This window comes from Pseudomonas sp. PDM13 (genome assembly GCF_025685765.1).
GTDB lineage: Bacteria > Pseudomonadota > Gammaproteobacteria > Pseudomonadales > Pseudomonadaceae > Metapseudomonas > Metapseudomonas solani.
On record NZ_JAOTQU010000014.1, the window covers coordinates 50,935 to 71,391 of the forward strand.

24 protein-coding genes are annotated in these 20,457 nt (G+C 61.8%); 12 read left to right on the forward strand and 12 right to left on the reverse strand.

Features of this window, described 5'->3' with window-relative positions:
- Nucleotides 1-33: 33 nt before the first annotated feature.
- On the reverse strand, nucleotides 34-483 hold the full coding sequence (locus OEJ36_RS15875; protein WP_263402305.1) for a carboxymuconolactone decarboxylase family protein: 450 nt from the start codon (nucleotides 481-483) through the stop codon (nucleotides 34-36).
- Nucleotides 484-526: 43 nt separating this feature from the next.
- Between OEJ36_RS15875 and OEJ36_RS15880 the strand changes: the two genes are divergently transcribed.
- The 3 genes from OEJ36_RS15880 (at nucleotide 527) to OEJ36_RS15890 (ending at nucleotide 3,667) form a co-directional block, all read left to right on the forward strand.
- On the forward strand, nucleotides 527-697 hold the full coding sequence (locus OEJ36_RS15880; RefSeq protein ID WP_263402306.1) for a hypothetical protein: 171 nt from the start codon (nucleotides 527-529) through the stop codon (nucleotides 695-697).
- Nucleotides 698-753: 56 nt separating this feature from the next.
- The gene (locus OEJ36_RS15885) at nucleotides 754-2,220 is read left to right on the forward strand and encodes a PLP-dependent aminotransferase family protein (protein WP_263402414.1); all 1,467 of its coding nucleotides are present in this window, start codon (nucleotides 754-756) and stop codon (nucleotides 2,218-2,220) included.
- 973 nt (nucleotides 2,221-3,193) lie between these two features.
- Entirely contained in the window at nucleotides 3,194-3,667 is a 474-nt protein-coding gene (locus tag OEJ36_RS15890) for a hypothetical protein (protein ID WP_263402307.1), read from the forward strand.
- Nucleotides 3,668-3,710: 43 nt separating this feature from the next.
- Here the strand turns inward: OEJ36_RS15890 and OEJ36_RS15895 are convergent, their stop codons facing one another.
- The 3 genes from OEJ36_RS15895 to OEJ36_RS15905 form a co-directional block, all read right to left on the reverse strand.
- Nucleotides 3,711-4,220 (reverse strand): flavin reductase family protein, encoded by a 510-nt coding sequence (locus OEJ36_RS15895; RefSeq protein ID WP_263402308.1) that lies wholly within the window; start codon nucleotides 4,218-4,220, stop codon nucleotides 3,711-3,713.
- A gap of 102 nt (nucleotides 4,221-4,322) precedes the next feature.
- On the reverse strand, nucleotides 4,323-5,351 hold the full coding sequence (locus OEJ36_RS15900) for a methionine synthase (RefSeq protein WP_263402309.1): 1,029 nt from the start codon (nucleotides 5,349-5,351) through the stop codon (nucleotides 4,323-4,325).
- A gap of 26 nt (nucleotides 5,352-5,377) precedes the next feature.
- Nucleotides 5,378-6,361: a DUF1852 domain-containing protein gene (locus tag OEJ36_RS15905; RefSeq protein ID WP_263402310.1), complete on the reverse strand. Its 984-nt coding sequence runs from the start codon at nucleotides 6,359-6,361 to the stop codon at nucleotides 5,378-5,380.
- 277 nt (nucleotides 6,362-6,638) lie between these two features.
- Here OEJ36_RS15905 and chrA point away from each other — a divergent pair, with 277 nt between their 5' ends.
- The 5 genes from chrA (at nucleotide 6,639) to OEJ36_RS15930 (ending at nucleotide 11,220) form a co-directional block, all read left to right on the forward strand.
- Nucleotides 6,639-7,844 carry a chromate efflux transporter gene (gene chrA, locus OEJ36_RS15910; protein WP_263402311.1) on the forward strand — a complete coding sequence of 402 codons (1,206 nt, stop codon included), beginning with the start codon at nucleotides 6,639-6,641 and terminating at the stop codon, nucleotides 7,842-7,844.
- 141 nt (nucleotides 7,845-7,985) lie between these two features.
- Nucleotides 7,986-8,777 (forward strand): exodeoxyribonuclease III, encoded by a 792-nt coding sequence (locus OEJ36_RS15915; protein ID WP_263402312.1) that lies wholly within the window; start codon nucleotides 7,986-7,988, stop codon nucleotides 8,775-8,777.
- Between the two features lie 412 nt (nucleotides 8,778-9,189).
- Nucleotides 9,190-9,459 (forward strand): hypothetical protein, encoded by a 270-nt coding sequence (locus tag OEJ36_RS15920; protein WP_263402313.1) that lies wholly within the window; start codon nucleotides 9,190-9,192, stop codon nucleotides 9,457-9,459.
- Between the two features lie 153 nt (nucleotides 9,460-9,612).
- Nucleotides 9,613-9,927 carry a helix-turn-helix domain-containing protein gene (locus OEJ36_RS15925; protein WP_263402314.1) on the forward strand — a complete coding sequence of 105 codons (315 nt, stop codon included), beginning with the start codon at nucleotides 9,613-9,615 and terminating at the stop codon, nucleotides 9,925-9,927.
- A gap of 216 nt (nucleotides 9,928-10,143) precedes the next feature.
- A complete protein-coding gene (locus tag OEJ36_RS15930; protein WP_263402315.1) occupies nucleotides 10,144-11,220 on the forward strand; it encodes a M28 family peptidase in 1,077 nt (358 codons plus the stop codon).
- A 77-nt stretch (nucleotides 11,221-11,297) separates the two neighbouring features.
- On the opposite strand, the gene OEJ36_RS15935 is transcribed toward OEJ36_RS15930, so the two are convergent.
- From OEJ36_RS15935 to OEJ36_RS15950, 4 genes are all read right to left on the reverse strand, one after another.
- A complete protein-coding gene (locus OEJ36_RS15935; RefSeq protein WP_263402316.1) occupies nucleotides 11,298-11,741 on the reverse strand; it encodes a DUF421 domain-containing protein in 444 nt (147 codons plus the stop codon).
- A gap of 11 nt (nucleotides 11,742-11,752) precedes the next feature.
- Nucleotides 11,753-12,223 carry a hypothetical protein gene (locus tag OEJ36_RS15940; RefSeq protein WP_263402317.1) on the reverse strand — a complete coding sequence of 157 codons (471 nt, stop codon included), beginning with the start codon at nucleotides 12,221-12,223 and terminating at the stop codon, nucleotides 11,753-11,755.
- Between the two features lie 66 nt (nucleotides 12,224-12,289).
- Complete coding sequence (locus OEJ36_RS15945; protein WP_263402318.1) at nucleotides 12,290-12,760, reverse strand: hemerythrin domain-containing protein; 471 nt, start codon at nucleotides 12,758-12,760, stop codon at nucleotides 12,290-12,292.
- A gap of 171 nt (nucleotides 12,761-12,931) precedes the next feature.
- Nucleotides 12,932-13,801, reverse strand: a complete 870-nt coding sequence (locus tag OEJ36_RS15950; RefSeq protein ID WP_263402319.1) for a LysR family transcriptional regulator — start codon at nucleotides 13,799-13,801, stop codon at nucleotides 12,932-12,934.
- A 119-nt stretch (nucleotides 13,802-13,920) separates the two neighbouring features.
- Between OEJ36_RS15950 and OEJ36_RS15955 the strand changes: the two genes are divergently transcribed.
- Complete coding sequence (locus tag OEJ36_RS15955) at nucleotides 13,921-14,526, forward strand: LysE family translocator (RefSeq protein WP_263402320.1); 606 nt, start codon at nucleotides 13,921-13,923, stop codon at nucleotides 14,524-14,526.
- A gap of 181 nt (nucleotides 14,527-14,707) precedes the next feature.
- Here the strand turns inward: OEJ36_RS15955 and OEJ36_RS15960 are convergent, their stop codons facing one another.
- Complete coding sequence (locus OEJ36_RS15960) at nucleotides 14,708-15,598, reverse strand: serine hydrolase domain-containing protein (protein ID WP_263402321.1); 891 nt, start codon at nucleotides 15,596-15,598, stop codon at nucleotides 14,708-14,710.
- A gap of 107 nt (nucleotides 15,599-15,705) precedes the next feature.
- Complete coding sequence (locus OEJ36_RS15965) at nucleotides 15,706-16,266, reverse strand: GNAT family N-acetyltransferase (protein ID WP_263402322.1); 561 nt, start codon at nucleotides 16,264-16,266, stop codon at nucleotides 15,706-15,708.
- A gap of 177 nt (nucleotides 16,267-16,443) precedes the next feature.
- On the opposite strand from OEJ36_RS15965, the gene OEJ36_RS15970 reads away from it, so the two are divergent.
- Nucleotides 16,444-17,421 (forward strand): LysR family transcriptional regulator, encoded by a 978-nt coding sequence (locus tag OEJ36_RS15970; protein ID WP_263402323.1) that lies wholly within the window; start codon nucleotides 16,444-16,446, stop codon nucleotides 17,419-17,421.
- Nucleotides 17,422-17,440: 19 nt separating this feature from the next.
- On the opposite strand, the gene OEJ36_RS15975 is transcribed toward OEJ36_RS15970, so the two are convergent.
- The gene (locus OEJ36_RS15975) at nucleotides 17,441-17,905 is read right to left on the reverse strand and encodes a Rid family hydrolase (protein WP_263402324.1); all 465 of its coding nucleotides are present in this window, start codon (nucleotides 17,903-17,905) and stop codon (nucleotides 17,441-17,443) included.
- 272 nt (nucleotides 17,906-18,177) lie between these two features.
- Between OEJ36_RS15975 and OEJ36_RS15980 the strand changes: the two genes are divergently transcribed.
- Entirely contained in the window at nucleotides 18,178-18,864 is a 687-nt protein-coding gene (locus OEJ36_RS15980) for a hydrolase (protein ID WP_263402325.1), read from the forward strand.
- 112 nt (nucleotides 18,865-18,976) lie between these two features.
- Nucleotides 18,977-19,495, forward strand: a complete 519-nt coding sequence (locus OEJ36_RS15985) for a helix-turn-helix domain-containing protein (RefSeq protein WP_263402326.1) — start codon at nucleotides 18,977-18,979, stop codon at nucleotides 19,493-19,495.
- A 186-nt stretch (nucleotides 19,496-19,681) separates the two neighbouring features.
- On the opposite strand, the gene OEJ36_RS15990 is transcribed toward OEJ36_RS15985, so the two are convergent.
- On the reverse strand, nucleotides 19,682-20,455 hold the full coding sequence (locus OEJ36_RS15990; protein WP_263402327.1) for an SDR family oxidoreductase: 774 nt from the start codon (nucleotides 20,453-20,455) through the stop codon (nucleotides 19,682-19,684).
- Nucleotides 20,456-20,457: the final 2 nt, after the last annotated feature.

A 20,457-nucleotide genomic window follows, 5' to 3' on the forward strand; every position in this document is an offset into this window, starting at 1 on the left:
TGTATTGCGTTTGCATGTCGAGCGACTACGCCATCAAGCTTTAGCGGCAGGCTTTAGTCGGAAGCTGACGCCCATGCGATTGAAAGCGTTCATCGCGGCGATGGCCGCTGTCAGGTCAACCAGATCCTTTTCTACAAACATCGCCGATGCTGCTGCGTAGGCTTCGTCGGATACATGTGTCTCGCTGACCCGCGTGACTTCCTCTGCCCAGGCCAATGCCGAGCGTTCCTGATCCGAGAACAAGTATTGCGCTTCATGCCATACCGGTACTAACAGCACCTTGTCTACCGACATACCTTCTTTGATCAGATCACGCGAGTGCAGATCGACGCAGTGGGCGCAGCCATTGATTTGAGACACTCTGAGAAACACCAGGTGGATCAGCGGGGCGGGCAGATTGGTAGCGGTGGTCACGAAATGATGCAGACCTCCAAGAGACTTGGCTGCACCAGGCGAAGCTTCAAACCAATTGAGGCGACTCATGAATTTCTTTTCCTTTGTTTTGAGGCAATGAAGAGAGCGCAACATGCGGATCACCGCTGCCGAGTCGATTGAGCGTTTACCCGAGCTGATCCCTGAAATCGGCTCACACATAGAGCACACGGCCCTGAGCGTTCTTGGTGTGCGGCGTCTACATGCGCTTGGAGTCAATTGTGGTCATAAGGCGGCCTATGGTATTGATCCACTCATCGCCTGAAATGTTGATCCACTTTTGAGGTGCTCATGCCATCTAACGCGACCCTGTTTGGGGCAATGGCATTACCGTGTGATAGGCCTGCTGCGGGCGTCAATCTTCAGCAGTGGCTGTATCTAGAGTTGCGCGAGGCAATGCTTTGCGGACGTTTGTCTGCGGGCAGTAAGCTTCCGGGAAGCCGGACGTTGGCCACCCACCTCGGACTTGCACGTGGGACGGTACAGGCTGCATATCAGCAGCTTTTATCGGAGGGCTATGTGGTCAGCCAAACAGGCAGTGGCACCCGCGTGTGCGTTGAACTCCCCGATGCGAAACTTCGAGCCTTTTCCCAGCAACGACGTGATGGAGGGCAAGTCCCTGTGCGGCGAACGCCGCCAGTCACGGATTGGTTGGAGCGGCTAAAAGCTGCCACTCCAGAGTTCGTCAGGCGCAAAGTCGCTCCTGGCCTTCGCCCTTTTTTCCCAATGCGTGGCGACGTTCATTCATTCCCGATTGACCTGTGGCGCAAGTTGCATATCCAGCAGATGCGCAGTTCCAAAGTGCAGACGCTGCTTGATTACGACCCCGCCGGCTTGCCGAGTTTGCGCAGTGCCATTGCCGAATATCTGGGCTCCGCTCGAGGTGTGAACGTTTCGGCGGATCAAATCGTGGTGCTCAGTAGCGTGCAACAGGGAATCGACTTATGCCTGCGCCTGCTGGCAAGGCCCGGGGGCACAGTCTGGATGGAGGATCCGGGCTATCCGATGGTACGCCAGCTTATGGCTGTCGCAGGTTGCAAGGTGGTGGACGTGCCGGTGGATCAACAGGGTATGCGTGTCGAGGATGGTATACAGGCCGCCCCCCAGGCCGAACTGGCTTATGTGACGCCGTCGCGGCAAATGCCAACAGGTTACGAACTCTCTCCCGCCAGAAGACTCGCACTGCTGCGTTGGGCCAGCGCTTGCGGGGCCTACGTCATCGAAGATGACTACGACAGCGAGTTTCGATTCATCGCCAAGCCCATTCCAGCATTACGCGCCATGGCTGGCACCGATGATTCGGTGATCCTTGCCGGTACGTTCAGCAAGTTGCTGTTTCCGTCCGCTCGCCTGGCGTATCTGGTGCTTCCGCCACATCTGGTAGACATATTCACCCGAGCAGTGGCGTTGACCTCGCGACACCCTAACAGCCTGAGTCAGGCTGTACTTGCAGCATTTTTCGAGCAAGGACATTTCGAACGACATGTCAGACGCATGCGCAAACTCTATTCACTGCGTGCTGAAGCGCTCAGTTGCGCAGCGCAGCAGTATTGGCAGGGCTTGATCGAGGTACCGGAGATTCGTGCAGGTCTGGACATCGCCTGCTCGTTGCTGGGCGGCAGCGAGGCTGAGGCGTGCCGGCGAATCGAAGAGGCCGACGTTGATGTAATGCCGCTAGCGCGGTTTTACCAAGCACCCGTATCTACCGGTTTTTTGCTGGGATTCGCTCCCTATGAGGAGCGATCCATATTTGATGCAGCGTTGGCGGTTAGAAACGCATTGGCCTAAACAAACGCTGTTGCTTTGGTCTAGAGAACTGTACGACCGTGTGGCTGTGCCTTGCCTCTGTGGATGAGATCAGCGCAGGCGTTCGCATCTCGCCGGTCTCTTGCGATAGCCCTTCCGCGATCTTGCGCAGCCAAAGGCTTCAGGAGACAACCGCCTATATCGCCATTGTCAATTCCCTGCAAAAGAACGCCTGCACTTCGGCGTACCCCGCCTCCCGTCCCACAGACAGTGACTCCACACCCTTGGCCGTACCTTCAACGGTGAAGTAATGCACGTCATTGAGACCGAAAATAGCGCGAGGCCGCTCAAACCGTGCCGTGGGTGGCGAGCCTGCAACTCGGGTGCACCCCTTCAACCTCTTCACCCGCCCTACGCCGATCCAGGGCCGCCTTTTGTGGGAGCGGATTCATCCGCGATCGCCTTCACCGACGTTGGGCCTCGCTGCGCTCGGCGCCAACCTACGACGCACACCCCAACCAGGTGCCACCGTGAGCACATGGCCTCGACCGTGATTGACCTGTAGGTCGGGTGCAACCCGACGCTTGCGATGATGGGTTTCGCTACGCTCGCGGAGCGCCGCCCGATACATCCTACGGGTATGGCTGCGGCCGGCATTTTGCGCTTGAACCGTGCGCGGAGCTGAGCGGAGTGTAGGGTGGATGGCGCTCTTTTCATCCACCAAGCGATGCCACTGGAAAGCACATTGCATGGGCCGTGGATGCGGGCGCCGGCCCGGTTGAGTCTCCAGCACACACTCGTCCGCCCTCCCCTGAACCCGCCTGTTACCCAGGTGCCCGCCGCTGGAGGCGAGCGCGCCTCGGCCCAGCCTTTCGCTTGGCTTACAGCCGGCCGCCCTCACCTAGCCTCAACGGACTGTCCAGCAACGCTGGAGAGAAGGAGCAGTTACCCAAACGGCAGTTTGCAGGGAAGGACGCGCGAACCTCTGCAAGATCAGAGCGAACAGGGACACGACATGAACGCCTATTTCAAACCGCTATGCGCCTTCGTTTTGGCAGCCCTTTGCGGTACCGCCCCGGCAGCGACATTGTTGCCGCCAAGCACGCCGTTCACGGCCTATGGCATGTTTACATTGCAGTCCGGCACCATCCCGACCACGACCTGCAACATCAGCCTTTCTGGCACAACGGGCACCAGCAACACGGCAAGCATCACCACGGTGAGCATTACCGGCACAGGCTTTTGCCCGTTCATCACCGCCTCCTGGCTGCCCTGGACCTGGACAGCGACCACCACCACGGCGGCGACCCTCTCGGGGGTCAAGCTGTTGGTCTTAGGGAAGTCCTGCACCATTTCCGCTGCGACGCTTAATGGGTCGTGGTCGAACGCCGCCAACACGCTTTCCTTCTCGCCCAACCAGTTTTTGGGCGACTGCATCCTCGGGAACCTGCGCTTCAGTCCATCGCCTATGTTCACTGTTGTGCCTTGATCGTTACCAGTGCCCGGCCCCCACTCGAACAGCGCGGCGCCGCTCACACCGCGCCATGGGTGGCGAGGTTGCGGTACTGCCCTTTGAAGTACAGCAGGGGCTGAGTGGCAGCGGCATCTGGCAGGCTCAACGCCTTCACTTCACCGATCACGATCAGGTGGTCGCCGGCAGCGTGTTCGGCGTGGATTTCGCAATCGAGCCAATGCAGGCTGCCGGCGATGATGGGGTTGCCCAGCGGCGACTCCTGCCATTCGACACCCTGCCATTTGTCCGTGCCCTTGCGCGCGAACTGGTTGGACAGGGTGGCCTGTTCACCCGAGAGGATGTTGACCAGGAAGCGACCGGCCTGGCGGATTCTGGGGTAGCTGGCCGAACTGCACATGACGCTGAACGACACCAGCGGCGGGCTCATCGACACGCTGTAGAACGACTGGCAGGTGAAGCCGACCGGCTCGCCCTCGTGATGCGAGGTGATCACCGTGATGCCGGATGCGTAGTGCCCGAGCGCTTCGCGAAAGCGGCAGGGCTCGATGGCCGTACGAGGGAGAGACATGGCAGGTCCTGGGCAATGGGTGCAGCTCGGAGGTGCAAAGGAGGGCCTGAGCGCTGACGGGCCTCTGCCCTCCCCTGCACCGCGTCCGAATTCAGTTCGGCACTAGGCCAGGAGTTCCCTGCGGACGATGTCTGCGCCGGCACTCAAGGCATTGAGCTTGCCTCGTGCAACCCGACGGGACAAAGGCGCCATGCCGCAGTTGGTGCACGGGCAGAGCTTGTCGGCATCGACGAACTGCAGGGCTTTGCGCAGGGTGTCGGCGACCTGCTCCGGGGTTTCGATAATGTCGGATGCCACGTCGATGGCGCCCACCATCACCTTCTTGCCCCGCACGAGTTCCAGCAGCTCCATGGGCACGCGGGAGTTCTGGCATTCCAGCGAAATGATGTCGAGGCTGGACGCTTGCAGCTTGGGGAAGATCTCTTCGTACTGCCGCCACTCCGACCCGAGGGTTTTCTTCCAATCGGTATTGGCCTTGATGCCGTAGCCGTAGCAGATGTGCACGGCGGTTTCGCACTTGAGCCCTTCGACGGCGCGCTCCAGGGCAGCGATGCCCCAGTCATTCACCTCATCGAAGAACACGTTGAAGGCGGGCTCGTCGAACTGAATGATGTCGACGCCGGCGGCCTCCAGCTCCTTGGCTTCCTGGTTGAGGATCTTGGCGAACTCCCAGGCCAGTTTTTCGCGGCTTTTGTAGTGGGCGTCGTACAGCGTGTCGATCATCGTCATGGGGCCTGGCAGCGCCCACTTGATGGGTTGCTGGGTCTGCTGACGCAGGAACTTGGCATCTTCAACGAAGACCGGCTTCTGCCGGCTCACAGCGCCCACGACCGTCGGCACGCTGGCGTCGTAGCGATCACGGATTCGAACCGTCTCGCGCTTCTCGAAATCAACGCCGTCGAGGTGCTCGATGAAGGTGGTGACGAAGTGCTGACGCGACTGCTCGCCGTCACTGACGATGTCGATACCGGCGTGTTGTTGTTCCTGCAACGACAGGCGCAGCGCATCCTGCTTGCCTTCGATCAACGCCTCGTCTTGCAGCTTCCAGGGGGACCAGAGCGTCTCGGGCTGTGCCAGCCAGGAGGGTTTGGGCAAGCTGCCGGCAGTCGACGTGGGGAGCAATTTTTTCACGATGGATGACCTTGTAGGTAGATGAGTCAAAGAGCGCAGCCGGCGGACCACTGCTGAAGAATGCTGTGGTACGGCTTGATGAAGTGCTCTTCGACGAACCTCCCTTGTTCGATCGCCAACCGGCTGCGCTCTTCCCGGTCGTAGACAATCCGGGTCAGCGAGTAGTCCTCGTGCTTCAGGCTCGGCTGATAGGATTTGCCCGCCGCAGAGTTCGCGTTGTAGATCTCGGGCCGGTAGATCTTCTGGAAGGTGTCCATTGTCGCGATGGTGCTGATGAGTTCGAGGTTGGTGTAATCACCCAGCAGGTCGCCAGCGAAGTAGAAGGCCAACGGCGCCACGCTGTTCGGCGGCATGAAGTAGCGCACTTTCAGCCCCATCTTCTGGAAGTACTCATCCGTCAGGGAGTACTCATCCTGCAGGTATTCGAAGCCCAGTACGGGGTGCTGGTTCTCTGTCCGGTGGTAGGTCTTGCTGCTCGAAACACTCAGGCAGATGACGGGCAGTTTCTTGAAGTGCTCGTTGTAGGCATCCGAGTTCAGAAAGCACTTGAACAGCTTCCCGTGCAGATCGCCGAAATCGTCTGGCGTGCTGAAGCCGGCCTGGCTCTTGTTGTGCTCCAGCAGCAGAACGCTGAAGTCATAGTCGCGTACGTAGGAAGAGAAGTTGTTCCCCACGATGCCTTCAGTACGCTCGCCGGTCTTGCGGTCGACGATATTGGTTTTCAGTATCTCGATCAGCGGCAGCGCATTGTCGCTGCCCGCTACATCGATATTCATTTCAACGGAAATGATTTCCAGCTCGACGGCATAACGATCGCCCTTGGGGTTGTCCCAATGCGCCAGGGCATTGAAACGGTTGTCGATCATCTTCAACGCGTTGCGCAGGTTATCCTGGCGGCTCGCACCCCTGGCCAGGTTGGCGAAGTTGGTGGTGATGCGGGTGTTTTCGGAGGGGTGGTAATGCTCGTCGAAACGAATGCTTTTAATGGCAAAGGTGAAGTCGTTGTTCATCGCAATCCGGCACCTGAATGCTTGAGAGAAACCTGAGTCTGCTCTGTACTTGCGCAGCACTTTTCAGCCTTCTTCTGGTTGTTTCCGCTCAGCGATATTTATATTCACTGAAAGTAAAACCATTCTAAGCAGCGCCATTAATTGATTGAAAATGAAATGATCTCACCCCGCCTTTAGCCCTTTTCATGACATAACCGCACCGGAATCGCCGCAGCACGTGGAATACCGACACGGCCGCGCCGCATAATCGGCCGTACCGCTTCCAGAACCCCATGAGATGACACCGCCTGCGCACCGCGACCCGACGCCCTGGGCCGTCTTCCTGATCTTCCTGCGCCTCGGGCTCACCAGCTTCGGTGGGCCGGTTGCGCACCTGGCCTATTTCCGTGACGAGTTCGTCACGCGTCGGCGCTGGCTGAGCGAGCGCAGCTACGCCGACCTGTTGGCGCTCTGCCAATTTTTGCCCGGGCCGGCCAGCAGCCAGGTGGGCATGGCGCTGGGGCTCGGCCGTTGCGGCTACCTCGGCGCACTGGCGGCCTGGGTGGGCTTCACCCTGCCATCGGCGGTGCTGCTGATGCTGCTTGCCCTGGGCATCACGGAGCATGGCGATGCCATTCCCGAGGGCGCCGTGCACGGGTTGAAGGTGGTTGCGGTGGCCGTGGTGGCGCAGGCGGTGTGGGGCATGGGACGCAACCTGTGCCCGGACGCGCCGCGCGTGGCGATCATGGCTGTGGCGGCGGGGCTCGCCCTGCTGGCGTCCCACGCCTGGAGCCAGGTGGCGATCATGCTTGCCGCCGCGGTGCTCGGGCTGCTGGTGTTCCGCCCTGCCCCGGGTGCCGCTCATGACCCGTTGCCGACGCGAATCGGCAAGCGCTCCGCTGTGCTGTGGCTGGGGCTGTTCTTCGCCCTGCTGGTGGCCTTGCCGCTGTTGAGCCGGCTCTACCCTGCCCCCTGGCTGGCCATCATCGACGCCTTCTACCGCAGCGGCGCCCTGGTGTTCGGCGGCGGCCATCTGGTGCTGCCGGTGCTGCATAACGAGGTGGTGCCGCCGGGCTGGGTCAGCGAGCCAACCTTCGTGGCCGGCTATGGAGTCGCGCAGGCGGTTCCAGGGCCGCTGTTCACCTTCGCGGCATTCCTGGGCGCGGCCATGAGCCACTTCCCGTCGCCCTGGGTGGGCGGGCTGGTTTGCCTGGCGGCGATCTTCCTCCCCGCCTTCCTGCTGGTGGCCGGCACGCTGCCGTTCTGGGAGCAGGTGCGCCACAACACCCGCATGCAGGCGGCGATGATGGGCCTCAACGCCGCCGTGGTCGGCCTGCTGCTGGCCGCCCTCTACGACCCGGTATGGACCAGCGCCATCCACCAACCGGCGGACCTCGCCCTGGCACTGGTCGCGCTGCTGGCGTTGACGTGGCTGAAGCTGCCGCCCTGGCTGGTGGTGATCGCCAGCAGCGCGGCGGGTTGGCTGCTGGCGACTCTGAGCTGAGCCACCGGGCGGTGCGAGCGCCATGCAGCGGAGGATTTTCTGCTGAACCAGTGCCGCCATGCCCTCTCTAAATCCTGTGACCATCACGCTTCGCCGCCGGGGGCATCGAGCCCTCGGCGGCTTCTTTTAACGGCATGGGACATGACGATGCTTCGGATCGCCACGTTCAATATCAACGGCATCAGGTCCCGGCTTCCCATTCTGCTCAAGTGGCTCGAGCAGGAGGCGCCAGACATCGTGTGCCTGCAAGAATTGAAGGCGGTGAGCAAGAGCTTCCCGATCATGGCCATCGAGGCAGCAGGTTATGGCGCCATCTGGAAAGGCCAGCCCTCATGGAATGGGGTGGCGATACTCGCGAAGGGCGCGAAGCCCCTGGAGATTCGGCGCCAGCTGCCCGGGGACGACGAGGACTCCCAGAGCCGCTACCTGGAATCAGCCGTACAGGGTGTGATCGTCGCCTGCCTCTACCTGCCCAACGGCAATCCACAGCCGGGGCCCAAGTTCGACTACAAGCTGGCGTGGTTCGAGCGGCTCCTCGCCCACGCCCAAAGCCTGCTCGCTACCGGGCACCCCATCGTCCTGGCCGGCGATTTCAACGTCGTGCCCACGGACCAGGACATCTACAACACCCGTTCCTGGAAGAAGGACGCCCTCCTGCAGCCGCAGAGCCGCGCCTGCTTTCAGCGCCTGCTCAAGCAAGGCTGGACCGACGCCATCCGCCACCTCTACCCGGATGAGCGCCTCTATACGTTCTGGGATTACTTCAGGGAGCACTGGCAGCGTGATGCAGGGCTGCGCATCGATCACCTGCTGCTGTCTGGCAACCTGGTTCCAAGGCTGATGGCGGGTGGCGTGGATCGCTGGGTGCGAGGGGAAGAACACGCCAGCGACCACGCGCCGACCTGGGTTTCACTGAAAAGCCAGAAGGCCTAGTGGTCAGACTGAGTCCAGCTAGCCGAGGACGCGGAATCGACCACCAGTTTCGCAAGCGGGGCTAAGCTGGTGACGGGTGATCCGCTTCTTCTGTTACGGGGTGGGTGCAGCAGTGGGCCGATCAGGATTACTGGATTGGACAACGATTGCGGTGGAGGGCGTAGTGGAGCAACGAGTCATTTACGACGGTAAGGCTTTCGTCTCTTTCAACTCAGGTACAGGGCACCAGGATGTCGAACTGGTCGATATTCTGCTGTTGGAGCTGGAAGCTGGCAGTTATGAACTGCGAAGCCCACGGCAACAGCCAGGGCACCAGGTTTTGATCACCACCCTGGAAGGCCTTACGGTCCAGGGGATCGTTCTTACACAAGGCCCAGGGCTGACGCGGCTCAAGACTCGATAAGAAGGTTCGATGATGCTCTTTCCCCAATTCAAGCAGCGTACCCATACGCGAACGCTCTTTAGCGGCGAGGCCTTCGTGAGCTTTGTTGCGCTCTCCGGTTACGAGGCCATCGTCCGTGACGATGTGGTCCTGCTCCAGCTGGAAAACGGCATCCTCGAGTTGCGCTCGAAACGGCAACAGGTGGGCTTCCGGGTACTCGTGACCGCTGATACGGGCAAGGCCTGGAAAGGCATCGTGGTCGAGCAGCGCCCCGGCATCACACGGTTCGTGTCGCGCTGAAACCACCCGGGGTGACCAGCGGCTGACCGCCTCATCAGGACCTGTGATGAACGTCCGGAACCCAATCGGAAAATACGCTTTTGTAGAAGCATGTAAGCAGGCAGCCGCTCGGCACGCCCGCTCCACTCCCCGCCCCCATGAGTAGAACGAACCGTGTTGATACGAGATGGCTTCGGGAAGCGCCTCAAGCAGGAACGGGCGCGCTTGAACTACAGCCAGCGCGAATTCAGCGAGCTGGCAGGCATCAGCCAGAACACTCAGCGCGCCTACGAAAACGGCAAGAACACCGTGAGCGTGGGCTATCTAGAAACTGCGGAGCGCCTGGGCATCAACGCCATGTACGTGCTTTCGGGGCGACTGGAGCAGGATAACTGCCTTGCCCCGGACGAGTTTCGCCTCGTCACGTCATACCGGGGCCTGTCGAAGCGAATGCAGCAGAAGCTCCAACTCATCGCGGCTGAACAATAAGCCCTGAGGGCGACTATGCCTGATCCTGGCTGGAGGCCTGCGGCATCACCCTGCAAGACGTCCAGCTATACCAGCCCCCGCCAGAAAACCCCATGCCTGAAGGGCAGCGGCGGTTGCTGGTCATCCCCTCGCATTTTCCATGAACCGGACCGAGCACTCCGGGCTCTGTTTATCGTGGAGACCGGCTAAGCCATTGAGCGAAGGGGGAGCGGAAGCATGCATGAGAACCTCACGGGAAGCGGCAATCGAGTGTTGGACGAGTTGCTCATGGCACGTGGGCCTGGCGGCCAGGAGTCCGAGGTACGTTCGGTGTGTCATGCCGAGCTGGTCAAGCACTGCGACCGTGTCTGGACCGACCCCGCCGGCAACCTGATAGGCGTCGTTCATGGCTCGTTGCACGACAGTGGAGCGATCGCCGTGGATGGGGTCCTGGTCATGGCGCATCTGGATGAGATCGCCATGGTGGTCAAGCGGGTGGAACCCGACGGCACACTGCGCGTGATTGCGCTGGGTGGAGCCAACCCGGTGAACTTCGGTGTCTGTCCGGTCGATATTCTCGTGGGTGGCTCATCATTGCCCGGCGTCCTGTCGTTCGGCTCGATGCATGTGACAGCCGACTCTCCCCAGGGCCGTGATGTGCAGACAGGAGCCGTGCAATGGAAGGATGTGCATGTCATCACCCGCCTGAGCGCGGAAGACCTGCGCAACCATGGTGTGAGGCCTGGAACCCGGGTCGTGCTTTCGCAGCACTGGCGACGTCCCTGGCGGGTGAACGATGCGATAGCCGCGCACTTCCTCGATGACCGCGCCCCGGTGGTTGCCTGCCTGGAAGCGGCAGCCCTGGTGGCCAGCAGGAAACAGGAGCTGCACCACGACGCTTACTTCGTCTTTACCACCATGGAGGAAGAGTCCAACGCCGGGGCGATGTACGCCGCACGAACCCTGCCGGCCGACATCACCATCGCCGTCGAAGTCGGCCCAGTGATGGCTGAGTACGCGACGCGGCTCAGCATCGATCCCATCATCAGCACAGGCGACATGAAGGCCTATTACACCCGAGCGGTTGCTGAACAGCTGCAGCGTGCGGCCGAGCATTGCGGTTATGACCCGCAGTACGCCCTGCTGCTCGATTTCGCATCGGATGCGAGCGCCGTGCTCTCCAGCGGCATTTGCGCCCAGGCGGGGTGCATCGCGATTCCCACCGAGAACACCCATGGCTACGAAATGATTTTGTCGGGAGCGATCAGCGCCTGCGCGCGGACCTTGTCGCAGTACCTGGTTGACCTGAAGTGAAGCGCAGTGCCGCTCCAGTCGGCTCCGGCCCCGGAGCCGACATCCGCCGGGCGAATCATTCGAACCCAATACCGAGATCAGTCGTTGGGGATGATGGAGATCTTGCCGTTCTTCTCGATGATGGCGAACTTGATCTGTTCCAGCCGCTCCAGCCCTTGTTTCTCACGGGCTGATTCGAGGATGTCCTCCACCTTCAAACGCGCGGCATTGAGGCGCCCCTGCAAGGCTACGCCGTGCTCGACCACGATGGTGGGCGAGCCTTCGAGCCACAGGTCGAACACCGGCCAGCGCCACTTCATCAACGACAACCCCACGTCGATGGCGATCAGCGTGACGATCACCAGCAACGCATTGGTGATGGAAAAGTCGTCACCCAAGAGCGCCTGCTGAGTGGCCTCGCCGATGATCAGCAGCAGAACGAAATCGAAGATCGTGAGCTCCGAAAGGGAGCGCCGCCCGGAAAACTTGAAGATCACCAGCAGGGCGAAATAGATCGCAGCGGCGCGCAGTACGGCATCCATGGCTTATATCCTCAGGGATAAATGAACTGGCTCAGGTCGACCACCTCTCCCCCGCCGTGAACGCGCGAACGGTACAGACCGACGCCGTCGGCGCGCATGCTGAAGTGGATACGAGCGTGCCCTTGGGCGTCGGGCCGCAACTGCAGGCTCATGCCAGTGCCGCGATGGGTGGCGCCTGTGGCCGGTTGCGGATGGATGCTCTCCAGCGTGCCGCCTTCGAGCATTTCGCCTTCCAGATCCAACCGCAGCGTTTCGCCCGGCGCGCCCTTGACGTCGATCACCAGGGTGCTGGTGGCACCGTTACGCAGGAAGCGCTCGTAGTCGACATGCAGTCGCCCCTGGGCACCGCTGGCTTCGACACTGCTGAGCAGGCCCTTGGAAAAGAGGCCCAGCAAGGTGAGCAGGACGACGAGCAGCAGCAGCCAACTGCCGACACGCTCCAGCACCCACAAACGGCGCTGTACCCGCATGCTTTCATGCACCGGGTGACCTCGGTCCCTGAGGTCATCGGGGCTCAGCCGAGGCATGCCCATCGTCCCGGCTCCGGGTCAGGCTGCGCTGCTTTGCAGATCCTGCTTCATGGATTTCTTCAGCGCTTCCATCTCGGCTCCAAGCTCGGCGAGTTTCTGCTTGCCCAGCAGCTTGGCGGCCTTGGGAAACATCTCGGTTTCCTCTTCCTCGATGTGGTGCTCCAGCAATTCCTTGAGCACCTTGGCGCGGCCGGCGAATTCGAGGGAAGACGGCGAGGTCTGCTTGAGGTCCGGCAGCACCAAGGAATCGACCGTACGGTGCTCCTCCTTGGCCTCGGCCGACATGATGGTCTCGTCCTTGCCGCCGGCGGCCTTGAAGGCGGGGTAGAAAATCTGTTCTTCGAGGGTGGTGTGCACCAGCAGCTCCACCTCGATCTTGCGCAGCAGCTCGGTGCGCGTCTTCACCCCGCGCTCGGTGGTGCTGCCAAGTCGTTCAAGAAGGGCTTTCACGGTGACGTGGTCCTGCTTGAGCAGTTCGATCGCATTCATGGTCATGTCCTCATCGGTTGTGGAGGCCGGTTCATGCCGGCACCTCTCATAAGAACTGACGCTTGTGTGGCGAGCTTGTTCAAGCTGTTTGAGTACTCGCAGCCTCAACCCGACTTCAGCGGGAGAGAGCCTGGATAACTGCACGGCCGATGCCGATTGCCCCTCCTTTCTTCATCCGGCCGAGGAGGCGGAAAGCGCTCTGATCAGGAAGCTGCGCAGGCTGTCCACCGCCTTGGAACCCTGCGATGCCTTGCTGCGATAGACCGCGACATCCATGGCGTCCAACGGACCGAGATCATGTTCACGCCCCAGTATCTGCAGATGCGCGGGTACGGTGCAGCGTGTCAGCACCGCCACTGCAATGCCGCTTTCGACCGCTGCGATCTGCCCCGCCAGGCTCGAGCTGTTGTAGACGACCTTGTAACGACGGCCCTGCAAGGCCAGGGAGTTGACTGCGCAACGACGCGCCAGGCTGGCCGACTCGTAGACGGCGATGGGCAAGGGGTCACGCCGCCATAGATCGAACTGCGCAGACCCCACCCAAACCATGGGCTCCTGAAAGAGATAGGCGCCCCGCCTGGGGTGGTCACGGGATACCAGCGCCAGGTCCAGATCGCCGCTCATCACACGTGGAATGAGCGCTGTCGATTGCTCGCAGGTCAGTTCGATTTCAACGCCACCGTGCCGCGGCGCGAAGCGCCTGAGGACAGGCGTAAGGTAGTGCGCCGCGTAGTCTTCCGCGACGCCCAGGCGGATGCTGCCGGTCAGTTCCTCGCCCCAGAAGGCGGCCTGGGTCTCGGCGTGCAGGGCCAGCATCCGACGCGCGTAGCCCAGCAACGTCTGCCCGTCCTCGGTCAGCTGGAGGTGCCGTGGCCCTCTGTTCAGCACCTGGCAGCCAAGTGCCGCCTCCAGCTTCTTGAGCTGCATGCTAACGGCGGATTGTGACCGATGCACTTCGGCGGCGGCGCTCGACAGCGAGCCCGTATCCACCGCTGCAACGAAGCACTTCAGCCAATCGATCTGTAGATCCCGAGGCGACATCTGCACCGCTCCTGCATTCGATAAACGAATAGCTGATTGCCAGAATATGCGCTTTTCGTCCAGACAAAGTCTTTGCATGATCCATGGCGCGACGCCGACGTACTCACCCGGGAGACCCCATGCACTTCGATATCTGGCTGCTCTATCTGCTGACCTGCTGCGGCATCTCGGTGGTCCCCGGTCCCAATGCGCTGCTGGTCCTTACCCATGGCGCACTCCATGGCAGCCGCAAGACGCTGTTCACGATCAGCGGTGGCGTCCTGGGCTTCATCGCCATGATCGCGTTGTGCGTGCTGGGGCTCGGGGCACTGTTGAAGGCGTCGATGCTCTGGCTGACCGTTCTCAAGGTCGTCGGTGGTGTCTACCTCATCTGGCTGGGCGTCAATCTCTGGCGCGCCGAGCCGGTGACGCTGTCGCTGGGTGACCTTTCCAACTCGAACCAATGGTCGCTATTTCGCCAGGGGCTGCTCTCCGCCATTTCCAACCCGAAGGCATTGCTGCTGTTCACGGCCTTCATCACCCCTTTCATCGATCCACAGCAGAACCTTCTGCTGCAGACGCTGGTGATGGCGCTGACTTATGCCGTGGTTGAGTTCGCCGTTGAGTTCGGTATCGCAAGCGCTGCCAACCGCGTGCGGCCTTGGCTGGCGCGGGCGGGGCGGCGCTTCAACCGGGTGTGCGGTGGCTTCTTCGTAGCCTTTGGCGCGCTGCTGCCCATCCGCTAGGGTGTTTCCCGGCAGATGCACGAATGCCTCAACGCAGCGGGACCATGAACCCGCTACTCCGGCGTCCAGTCCCAGTCGACTTCCAGCGCCTGGCCGGTCTTGAAGCTCTTGGGCACGGAGGTATGTGGCAAGCGGTGCCGCCCAACTGTCTGTGCAAGTGTGATGACGTCTCGCCTGGCCATCAGCGAGCCGACGCCAGTGCCTCACGGATTTGCTGAACGACCAAGGCTTCGATGCGTCCCTCATCTGACCCCGACGAGAAGACTGCACAGCACGCGGCTGCCTCTCCAACCGCGCATCGATAGACCGCCACCACACTGTCGGACCCACACCCGGTATGCCCGGCCAGGGTCAGGCCACCCTCGATAGCGCCTCGCATCAGCCCCAGTGCATAGCCCGGCGTGACCCAGGGACGGCCGGCAATGGGGCCACCCAGCACCCGGGTCGACTGCATGGCCTCAAGCAGGTTGGCAGGAAGCAGTGTTCCGGCGAGCAGGCGATCCAGGAGAAGGGCCGCCTGCGAAACAGGGCCGATCAGCAAGCCGTGATAGACCCAGCAAGGGTCGTAGTTCGATGCATTGCCGAGGTGCTCCCCGCTCAGTTCGGTGCGCTCCGTTGCGAAGCGAACCGCCGATATGCCGAGTGGAAGCAGAACCTGACGGCGAACGGCCTCTTCAAGCGGCAGGTCCATGGCACGTTCGATAAGCCTGGCTACCAACATGAAACCGACATTCGAGTAGCGCCAACCCGATCCAGGGCTGTACCGCAGCCGGTGGCCATCGAGGCGCTGCATCATTTCCTCCGCCGGCCATGCCGGTTCATGGCTGGCAACGGCGGCGTGGTACTCGGGAAGCTCGCCATAGTCGGCGAGGCCCGCCTCGTGGCGCAGGAGCTGGCGCAAGGTGAAGGCATTCCCGGGAAGCACGGTATCGAGTTCGAGTCGGCCGTCGCGCACCAATGTCAGGGCCGTCGCGGCCAGCACCGTTTTGGTAAAGCTCCACCAGGGCACGAGGGGCTCGGCTTGCAGGGAGGGTGTGACGGGCTGGCCGTTGAAAAAGGTGGAGATCAGCATCGAGTTCTCAATGGCTAATGGCTGGATGGTGCGGGCGCATCGAGGCGACAATATGCTACAGATCGACTATGCCGGTTCAACTGCCGCCGCTATCGGCTTCGCGAGCATCAGCTGCCTTGTTGGCTCGCACAGGGCTTCGTCATGGTGATGTACGAGAAAGACTGCCCATCGATCTTGAACATCTGCGGCACCTCTCCCACCTGGATGAAGCCTGCCTGCCGGTAGAGGGCAATGGCTGCTGCGTTGCTGCCAAGCACTTGCAGGTCGATCCACTCCAGCAGGGCTGTGGATGCAGCCCATCGCCCAGCCTGCTCGATCAGCAAAGCGCCCAGCCCACGGCGTCGGTGGGCACGGTGCACACCCATGCCCAGCAGGCAGCGATGAGTCGCGTAGCGCTCCGCGTGGCTGCGGAGGTCGATGTGCCCGGCGATCTGCCCATCCTCGGCTCGCGCGACCCAGGCCCGGCGCCAACCGGGCTCGCCGAGCGCTATCTCCAAGCCAGCGCGGAACGCCGCTTTCCGCTCAGGCGGGTAGGAAGAAGCGCTGCGCGACAAAGGCTGGAAATAGCCGACTTCCGGCGAGCCGTTCTCGCGTAGATGATCGTCGAGATAGACCATGAACGCATCGAAGTCGGCAGGTGAAACAGCATCTATCGAGTATGTCTGCATGAATGAACCGCCTGTTGGCCAAGGTGTTTCAAGAATGCCGGCTCCACTCGTTGGAGGCCCGCGTAACAGCACTGTGCTCCGAGTCCAGCAGCATGGCGACCCCACTGCCCTACCTCTGGATGGTTCTGTCATAGGCCTTTTCGTATGATGCGCGAATAGCAGATCTGGAATGTTGGCGTGAAATCATCACCTAAAGGTGTTTCATCGGGGCAGAGTGCGCAAGGCGGTGCCAAGTGGGATCTGAGCGAAGCTGTAAACCAGCTTTCGTGGGACGATCTTCGAATCATCAAGACGCTCAGCGAATGTGGCAATCGCGCCGCCACGGCCAAGAAGCTGGGGATCAACGTATCCACCGTCTCACGCCGAGTGGCTCAGCTTGAGAAGACACTCGGGATCGCCCTGTTTGATCACCGCCGCTCGGGGTACATGCTTACCGCTGAAGGCGTGGAGTTGCGGGCGCTGGCCGAGCGCGTCGAGCTGGATATCGTCAGCGTCGCGCGGCGCGTATCACGTGCAGGGCAAGGGCTGCTGGGCAAGCTCCGGATCACCACCAGTGACTCGCTGTTGCTGTATTTCCTCACCCCCATCATCGCGGACTTCAAGGCGGTCAACGAAGGGATCACGATCGAGGTTCTGGTGGGCAACCAGACCCTGAGCCTCGCCCGCGATGAGTCGGACATCGCAGTGAGAGCGACCAGGAAACCGTCGGAAAGCCTGGTGGGGCGCAAGCTCGCCACCATCGCCTGGGCACCCTATGGCAGCGTGAAAAGCGCGCCGGCTTCCACGCCCTTCGCTGAGGGCCAGGCGTGGGTGTCTTATTCCGGTGGTCTTGCCGGCCTGAAAGCAACCGCCTATGTCGACAGCAGGGTCGATGCACACTGCATCTCGTACCGCACCGACTCGGTCGCCGCAGCGGGCGTTGCGATTGCGGCGGGGCTTGGTTTCGGCTTTCTGCCTTGCATGCTGGGCGACATCACCCCTGGGTTGGTGCGCGTCGGCCCGGTGGTGCCCGAGCTCAATGACGAGCTTTGGCTGCTCACCCACCAGGACATTCGCAGGTCCTGGCGAGTCAAGGCGTTCATGACGTTCTGTGCGGCCGCAGTGGCCAACCAGAAGGCCCTGGTCGAGGGGCAACTGGCTCTCCCGGCCGAGTAGTTCCGGCCGGGAGCCTCGCTTACTGGTCGCCTCGCGAACCGATAACCGCCTTGCAGGCGATTTCGATCAATTGCGGACGCTGCGCCAGTCGGGACACGCCAATGATGTTGCTGGCGCACTGGGGGCGCTCGGTGCCATAGGCGGCTTTACGAACGCTGCCGACCACGGCGAATGCCGCATCCATGTCCAGCACGAACAGCGTCTCTTCGACGACGTCTTCGAGCGTGGCGCCATACAGGGCCAGCAGCTTGGCGATGTTGTCGTAGGTGGTGCGCATCTGCTCTCCCATCGCGGAGAAATCCCGCGGTTTCCCTTTGCTATCCAGCGGTGCCGGGGCCACCAGGTTGCCGTCTTCATCGTGGTTGAATTGGCCGGAAACATAGATGTCGTTGCCCACCTGCCTGGCCTGCGGGTAGCCGTACCCATCCTCCCAGGGAACACCCCAGTACGCGGTTTTCTGACCATTGGGACGTGAAGCTGCCATTGCACTCTCCTTGCACGGATGGACGCCTCGATCGCGTCTATTCCGGGTTGTTGGGAGGCAGATGCTAGCAGCGCGAAAGCGCCCTGAAAGGTGCATTTTTGCGCCACCAAGAGCGCAAAAATGCACAAACACGTTGCCTGACGATCCGCTAATTTGGATTCGAGTTCGGGGCCACAACCGCTTCGAGAAGGCTTGATTTCAAACGTGAAAGCGAAGCCGACGCGGCCCCGGAAATTGCGCCAAGACCCTCCGTCCACTGACAGGTAACGACAATGAACAATCCCAAAACCGAAGTCCTGACCCCTCAGAACAGCCAGCTGATCTTCATCGATCACCAACCCCAGATGGCCTTCGGCGTGCAGAGCATCGACCGGCAAACCCTGAAGAACAACACCGTGGCGCTCGCCAAGGCGGCCAGGATCTTCGACATCCCGACCACCATCACCACGGTGGAGACCGAGAGCTTCTCCGGCCACACCTACCCCGAGCTGCTGGCCGTATTCCCCGACGCCCCTCTGCTGGAGCGCACCTCGATGAACTCCTGGGACGACCAGAAGGTGCGTGATGCGCTGAAGAAGAACGGCCGCAACAAGATCATCGTCGCGGGCCTGTGGACCGAGGTGTGCAACGCAACCTTCGCGCTCTCCGCCATGCACGATGCCGACTACGAGATCTACATGGTCGCCGACGCGTCCGGCGGCACCACCAAGGAAGCGCACGACTACGCCATGCAACGCATGATCCAGGCTGGCGTGGTGCCGGTGACCTGGCAGCAGGTGCTGCTGGAGTGGCAGCGTGACTGGAAGAACCGTGACACCTACGACGCCGTCATGGCCCTGGTCCGCGAGCACTCCGGCGCCTACGGCATGGGCGTCGACTATGCGTACACCATGGTCCACAAGGCGCCTGAGCGCGTTGAACACGGCCCAACCCTCGCCCCAATCGCCGCCCCCATCTGAGCCTGCGCGCCCCCGGAATATCGGGGGCCGCCCTTTCGCCCGAATGATCCAGACGCAAGCCGACGACGTCTCGGTGGTGAGTACGGCTGCGCGCAATTCAAGGAGACCGCAAATGAACATGGCCGTGCTCGACCAGGAAACCTACGAACTCGCCATGGCGTTTCAGAACGCCCTGCAGAACGACGAGCGAGCGGAACCCGCATCCCTGCATCAAATGGGCCTGCGTCTTTGTCAGCACCTGGTCGTCCGCTACCAGGGCCAGGAAACGGACAGCCGGGAACGGGCGGCTCTGGCCCCCTGGCAGGAGCGCAAGGCCAAGCAGATTCTGGAATCGACCTGCCAGAGCAAACTGCTCATTGCGGAGGTCGCATCGCGTTGCTCCATGTCCCGAAGCCACTTCTCACGCGCCTTCAAGAAAACCACGGGTATGTCGCCGCAGGAATGGACGCTCAAGTCCCGAGTAGAACGGGCTCGGCAGCTGATTGCCGAAGGCTCGATGTCCATGTGCGAGGTGGCCTTCGAGTGCGGCTTCTCCGATCAGTCCCACTTCACCCGCACCTTCCGCAAGCTGGCTGGCGTCTCGCCAAAGCGCTGGCAGCGTAGCCAGCTGTCATCGCTTCAGGTTGCGTGAGGTTCGATCGAGAAGCCGCCGAGGGTGACCAGGCCCCGCAGAGGGTGCCTGATCACCGCCCGGTCAGAACTTGGCGCGCAGTGTCATCGAGACCGCGCGAGGGTCGCCGAAGATATTGCCGTCCTGGAAGGTGTTGATGCGCTGGAAGTACTTCTTGTTGCCCAGGTTGGTACCCAACAGGTCCGCTCAGGCCGTCGGCACCGTACCGCCATCGATCACGAACTCGGTACCGGTGATGGACGCGGCCCGCGGCGAGGCCAGGAACGCAATCAGATCGGCCACCTCTTCCGGCTTGGCGGGACGGCCCAGCGGGATGCCGCCCAGTGCATCCATGATGATCTGTTTGCCACCTTCATAGTCGGTGCCCGCCTCGTCCGCCAGACGCTCGGCCAGTGCGACCGATGCTTCGGTTTCGATCCAGCCGGGCGACACCCGCACGACCCGCACGCCGCGTGGCGACACTTCCTTGGACAGGCTCTTGCTGTAGGTGGCAAGCGCCGCCTTGGCCGCCGCATAGGCGGTGGTGGATTCGGGCAACGGCAAGCGGCTTTGGATGGAGGTCACGTGGATGATGACGCCGGCCTTGCGCTGCAGCATGTCCGGGAGCAAGGCGCGATCGAGGCGCACGGCTGGAAACAGGTTCAGATCGAGTTCGCGCTGCCACTGCGCTTCGTCCAGGGCGGCGAAGCCACCACCGGGTGCGGACGAGCCGCCCAGTACATGGACGATGACGTCGACGCCGCCCAAGCGCTCCTTGGTCGCGGCCACCAGTGCATCGCAGCCTTCAGGGGTTGCCAGGTCGGCGGCGACGAACACCTCCGGCGGCATGTCATCAGTCGCCTGGCGCGCTGCGGTCAACACCTTGGCGCCCTCCTCCAGGAACAGTTTCACGACGGCGCTGCCTACGCCCTTGGTGCCGCCGGTAATCAGAACTCGCTTGCCGCTCAGGTCCAGGTTCATGG

Bases quoted from the DNA above. Each gene is read 5' to 3' on its own strand.
- OEJ36_RS15885 (WP_263402414.1), top strand. From the start codon at position 754: ATGGCATTACCGTGTGATAGGCCTGCTGCGGGCGTCAATCTTCAGCAG.
- OEJ36_RS15945 (WP_263402318.1), bottom strand. From the start codon at position 12,760: ATGAATGCGATCGAACTGCTCAAGCAGGACCACGTCACCGTGAAAGCC.
- OEJ36_RS15980 (WP_263402325.1), top strand. From the start codon at position 18,178: ATGAACAATCCCAAAACCGAAGTCCTGACCCCTCAGAACAGCCAGCTG.
- OEJ36_RS15880 (WP_263402306.1), top strand. From the start codon at position 527: ATGCGGATCACCGCTGCCGAGTCGATTGAGCGTTTACCCGAGCTGATC.
- OEJ36_RS15895 (WP_263402308.1), bottom strand. From the start codon at position 4,220: ATGTCTCTCCCTCGTACGGCCATCGAGCCCTGCCGCTTTCGCGAAGCG.
- chrA (WP_263402311.1), top strand. From the start codon at position 6,639: ATGACACCGCCTGCGCACCGCGACCCGACGCCCTGGGCCGTCTTCCTG.
- OEJ36_RS15965 (WP_263402322.1), bottom strand. From the start codon at position 16,266: ATGCAGACATACTCGATAGATGCTGTTTCACCTGCCGACTTCGATGCG.
- OEJ36_RS15930 (WP_263402315.1), top strand. From the start codon at position 10,144: ATGCATGAGAACCTCACGGGAAGCGGCAATCGAGTGTTGGACGAGTTG.
- OEJ36_RS15920 (WP_263402313.1), top strand. From the start codon at position 9,190: ATGATGCTCTTTCCCCAATTCAAGCAGCGTACCCATACGCGAACGCTC.
- OEJ36_RS15955 (WP_263402320.1), top strand. From the start codon at position 13,921: ATGCACTTCGATATCTGGCTGCTCTATCTGCTGACCTGCTGCGGCATC.
- OEJ36_RS15950 (WP_263402319.1), bottom strand. From the start codon at position 13,801: ATGTCGCCTCGGGATCTACAGATCGATTGGCTGAAGTGCTTCGTTGCA.
- OEJ36_RS15985 (WP_263402326.1), top strand. From the start codon at position 18,977: ATGAACATGGCCGTGCTCGACCAGGAAACCTACGAACTCGCCATGGCG.
- OEJ36_RS15905 (WP_263402310.1), bottom strand. From the start codon at position 6,361: ATGAACAACGACTTCACCTTTGCCATTAAAAGCATTCGTTTCGACGAG.
- OEJ36_RS15875 (WP_263402305.1), bottom strand. From the start codon at position 483: ATGAGTCGCCTCAATTGGTTTGAAGCTTCGCCTGGTGCAGCCAAGTCT.
- OEJ36_RS15990 (WP_263402327.1), bottom strand. From the start codon at position 20,455: ATGAACCTGGACCTGAGCGGCAAGCGAGTTCTGATTACCGGCGGCACC.
- OEJ36_RS15890 (WP_263402307.1), top strand. From the start codon at position 3,194: ATGAACGCCTATTTCAAACCGCTATGCGCCTTCGTTTTGGCAGCCCTT.
- OEJ36_RS15960 (WP_263402321.1), bottom strand. From the start codon at position 15,598: ATGCTGATCTCCACCTTTTTCAACGGCCAGCCCGTCACACCCTCCCTG.
- OEJ36_RS15915 (WP_263402312.1), top strand. From the start codon at position 7,986: ATGACGATGCTTCGGATCGCCACGTTCAATATCAACGGCATCAGGTCC.
- OEJ36_RS15975 (WP_263402324.1), bottom strand. From the start codon at position 17,905: ATGGCAGCTTCACGTCCCAATGGTCAGAAAACCGCGTACTGGGGTGTT.
- OEJ36_RS15935 (WP_263402316.1), bottom strand. From the start codon at position 11,741: ATGGATGCCGTACTGCGCGCCGCTGCGATCTATTTCGCCCTGCTGGTG.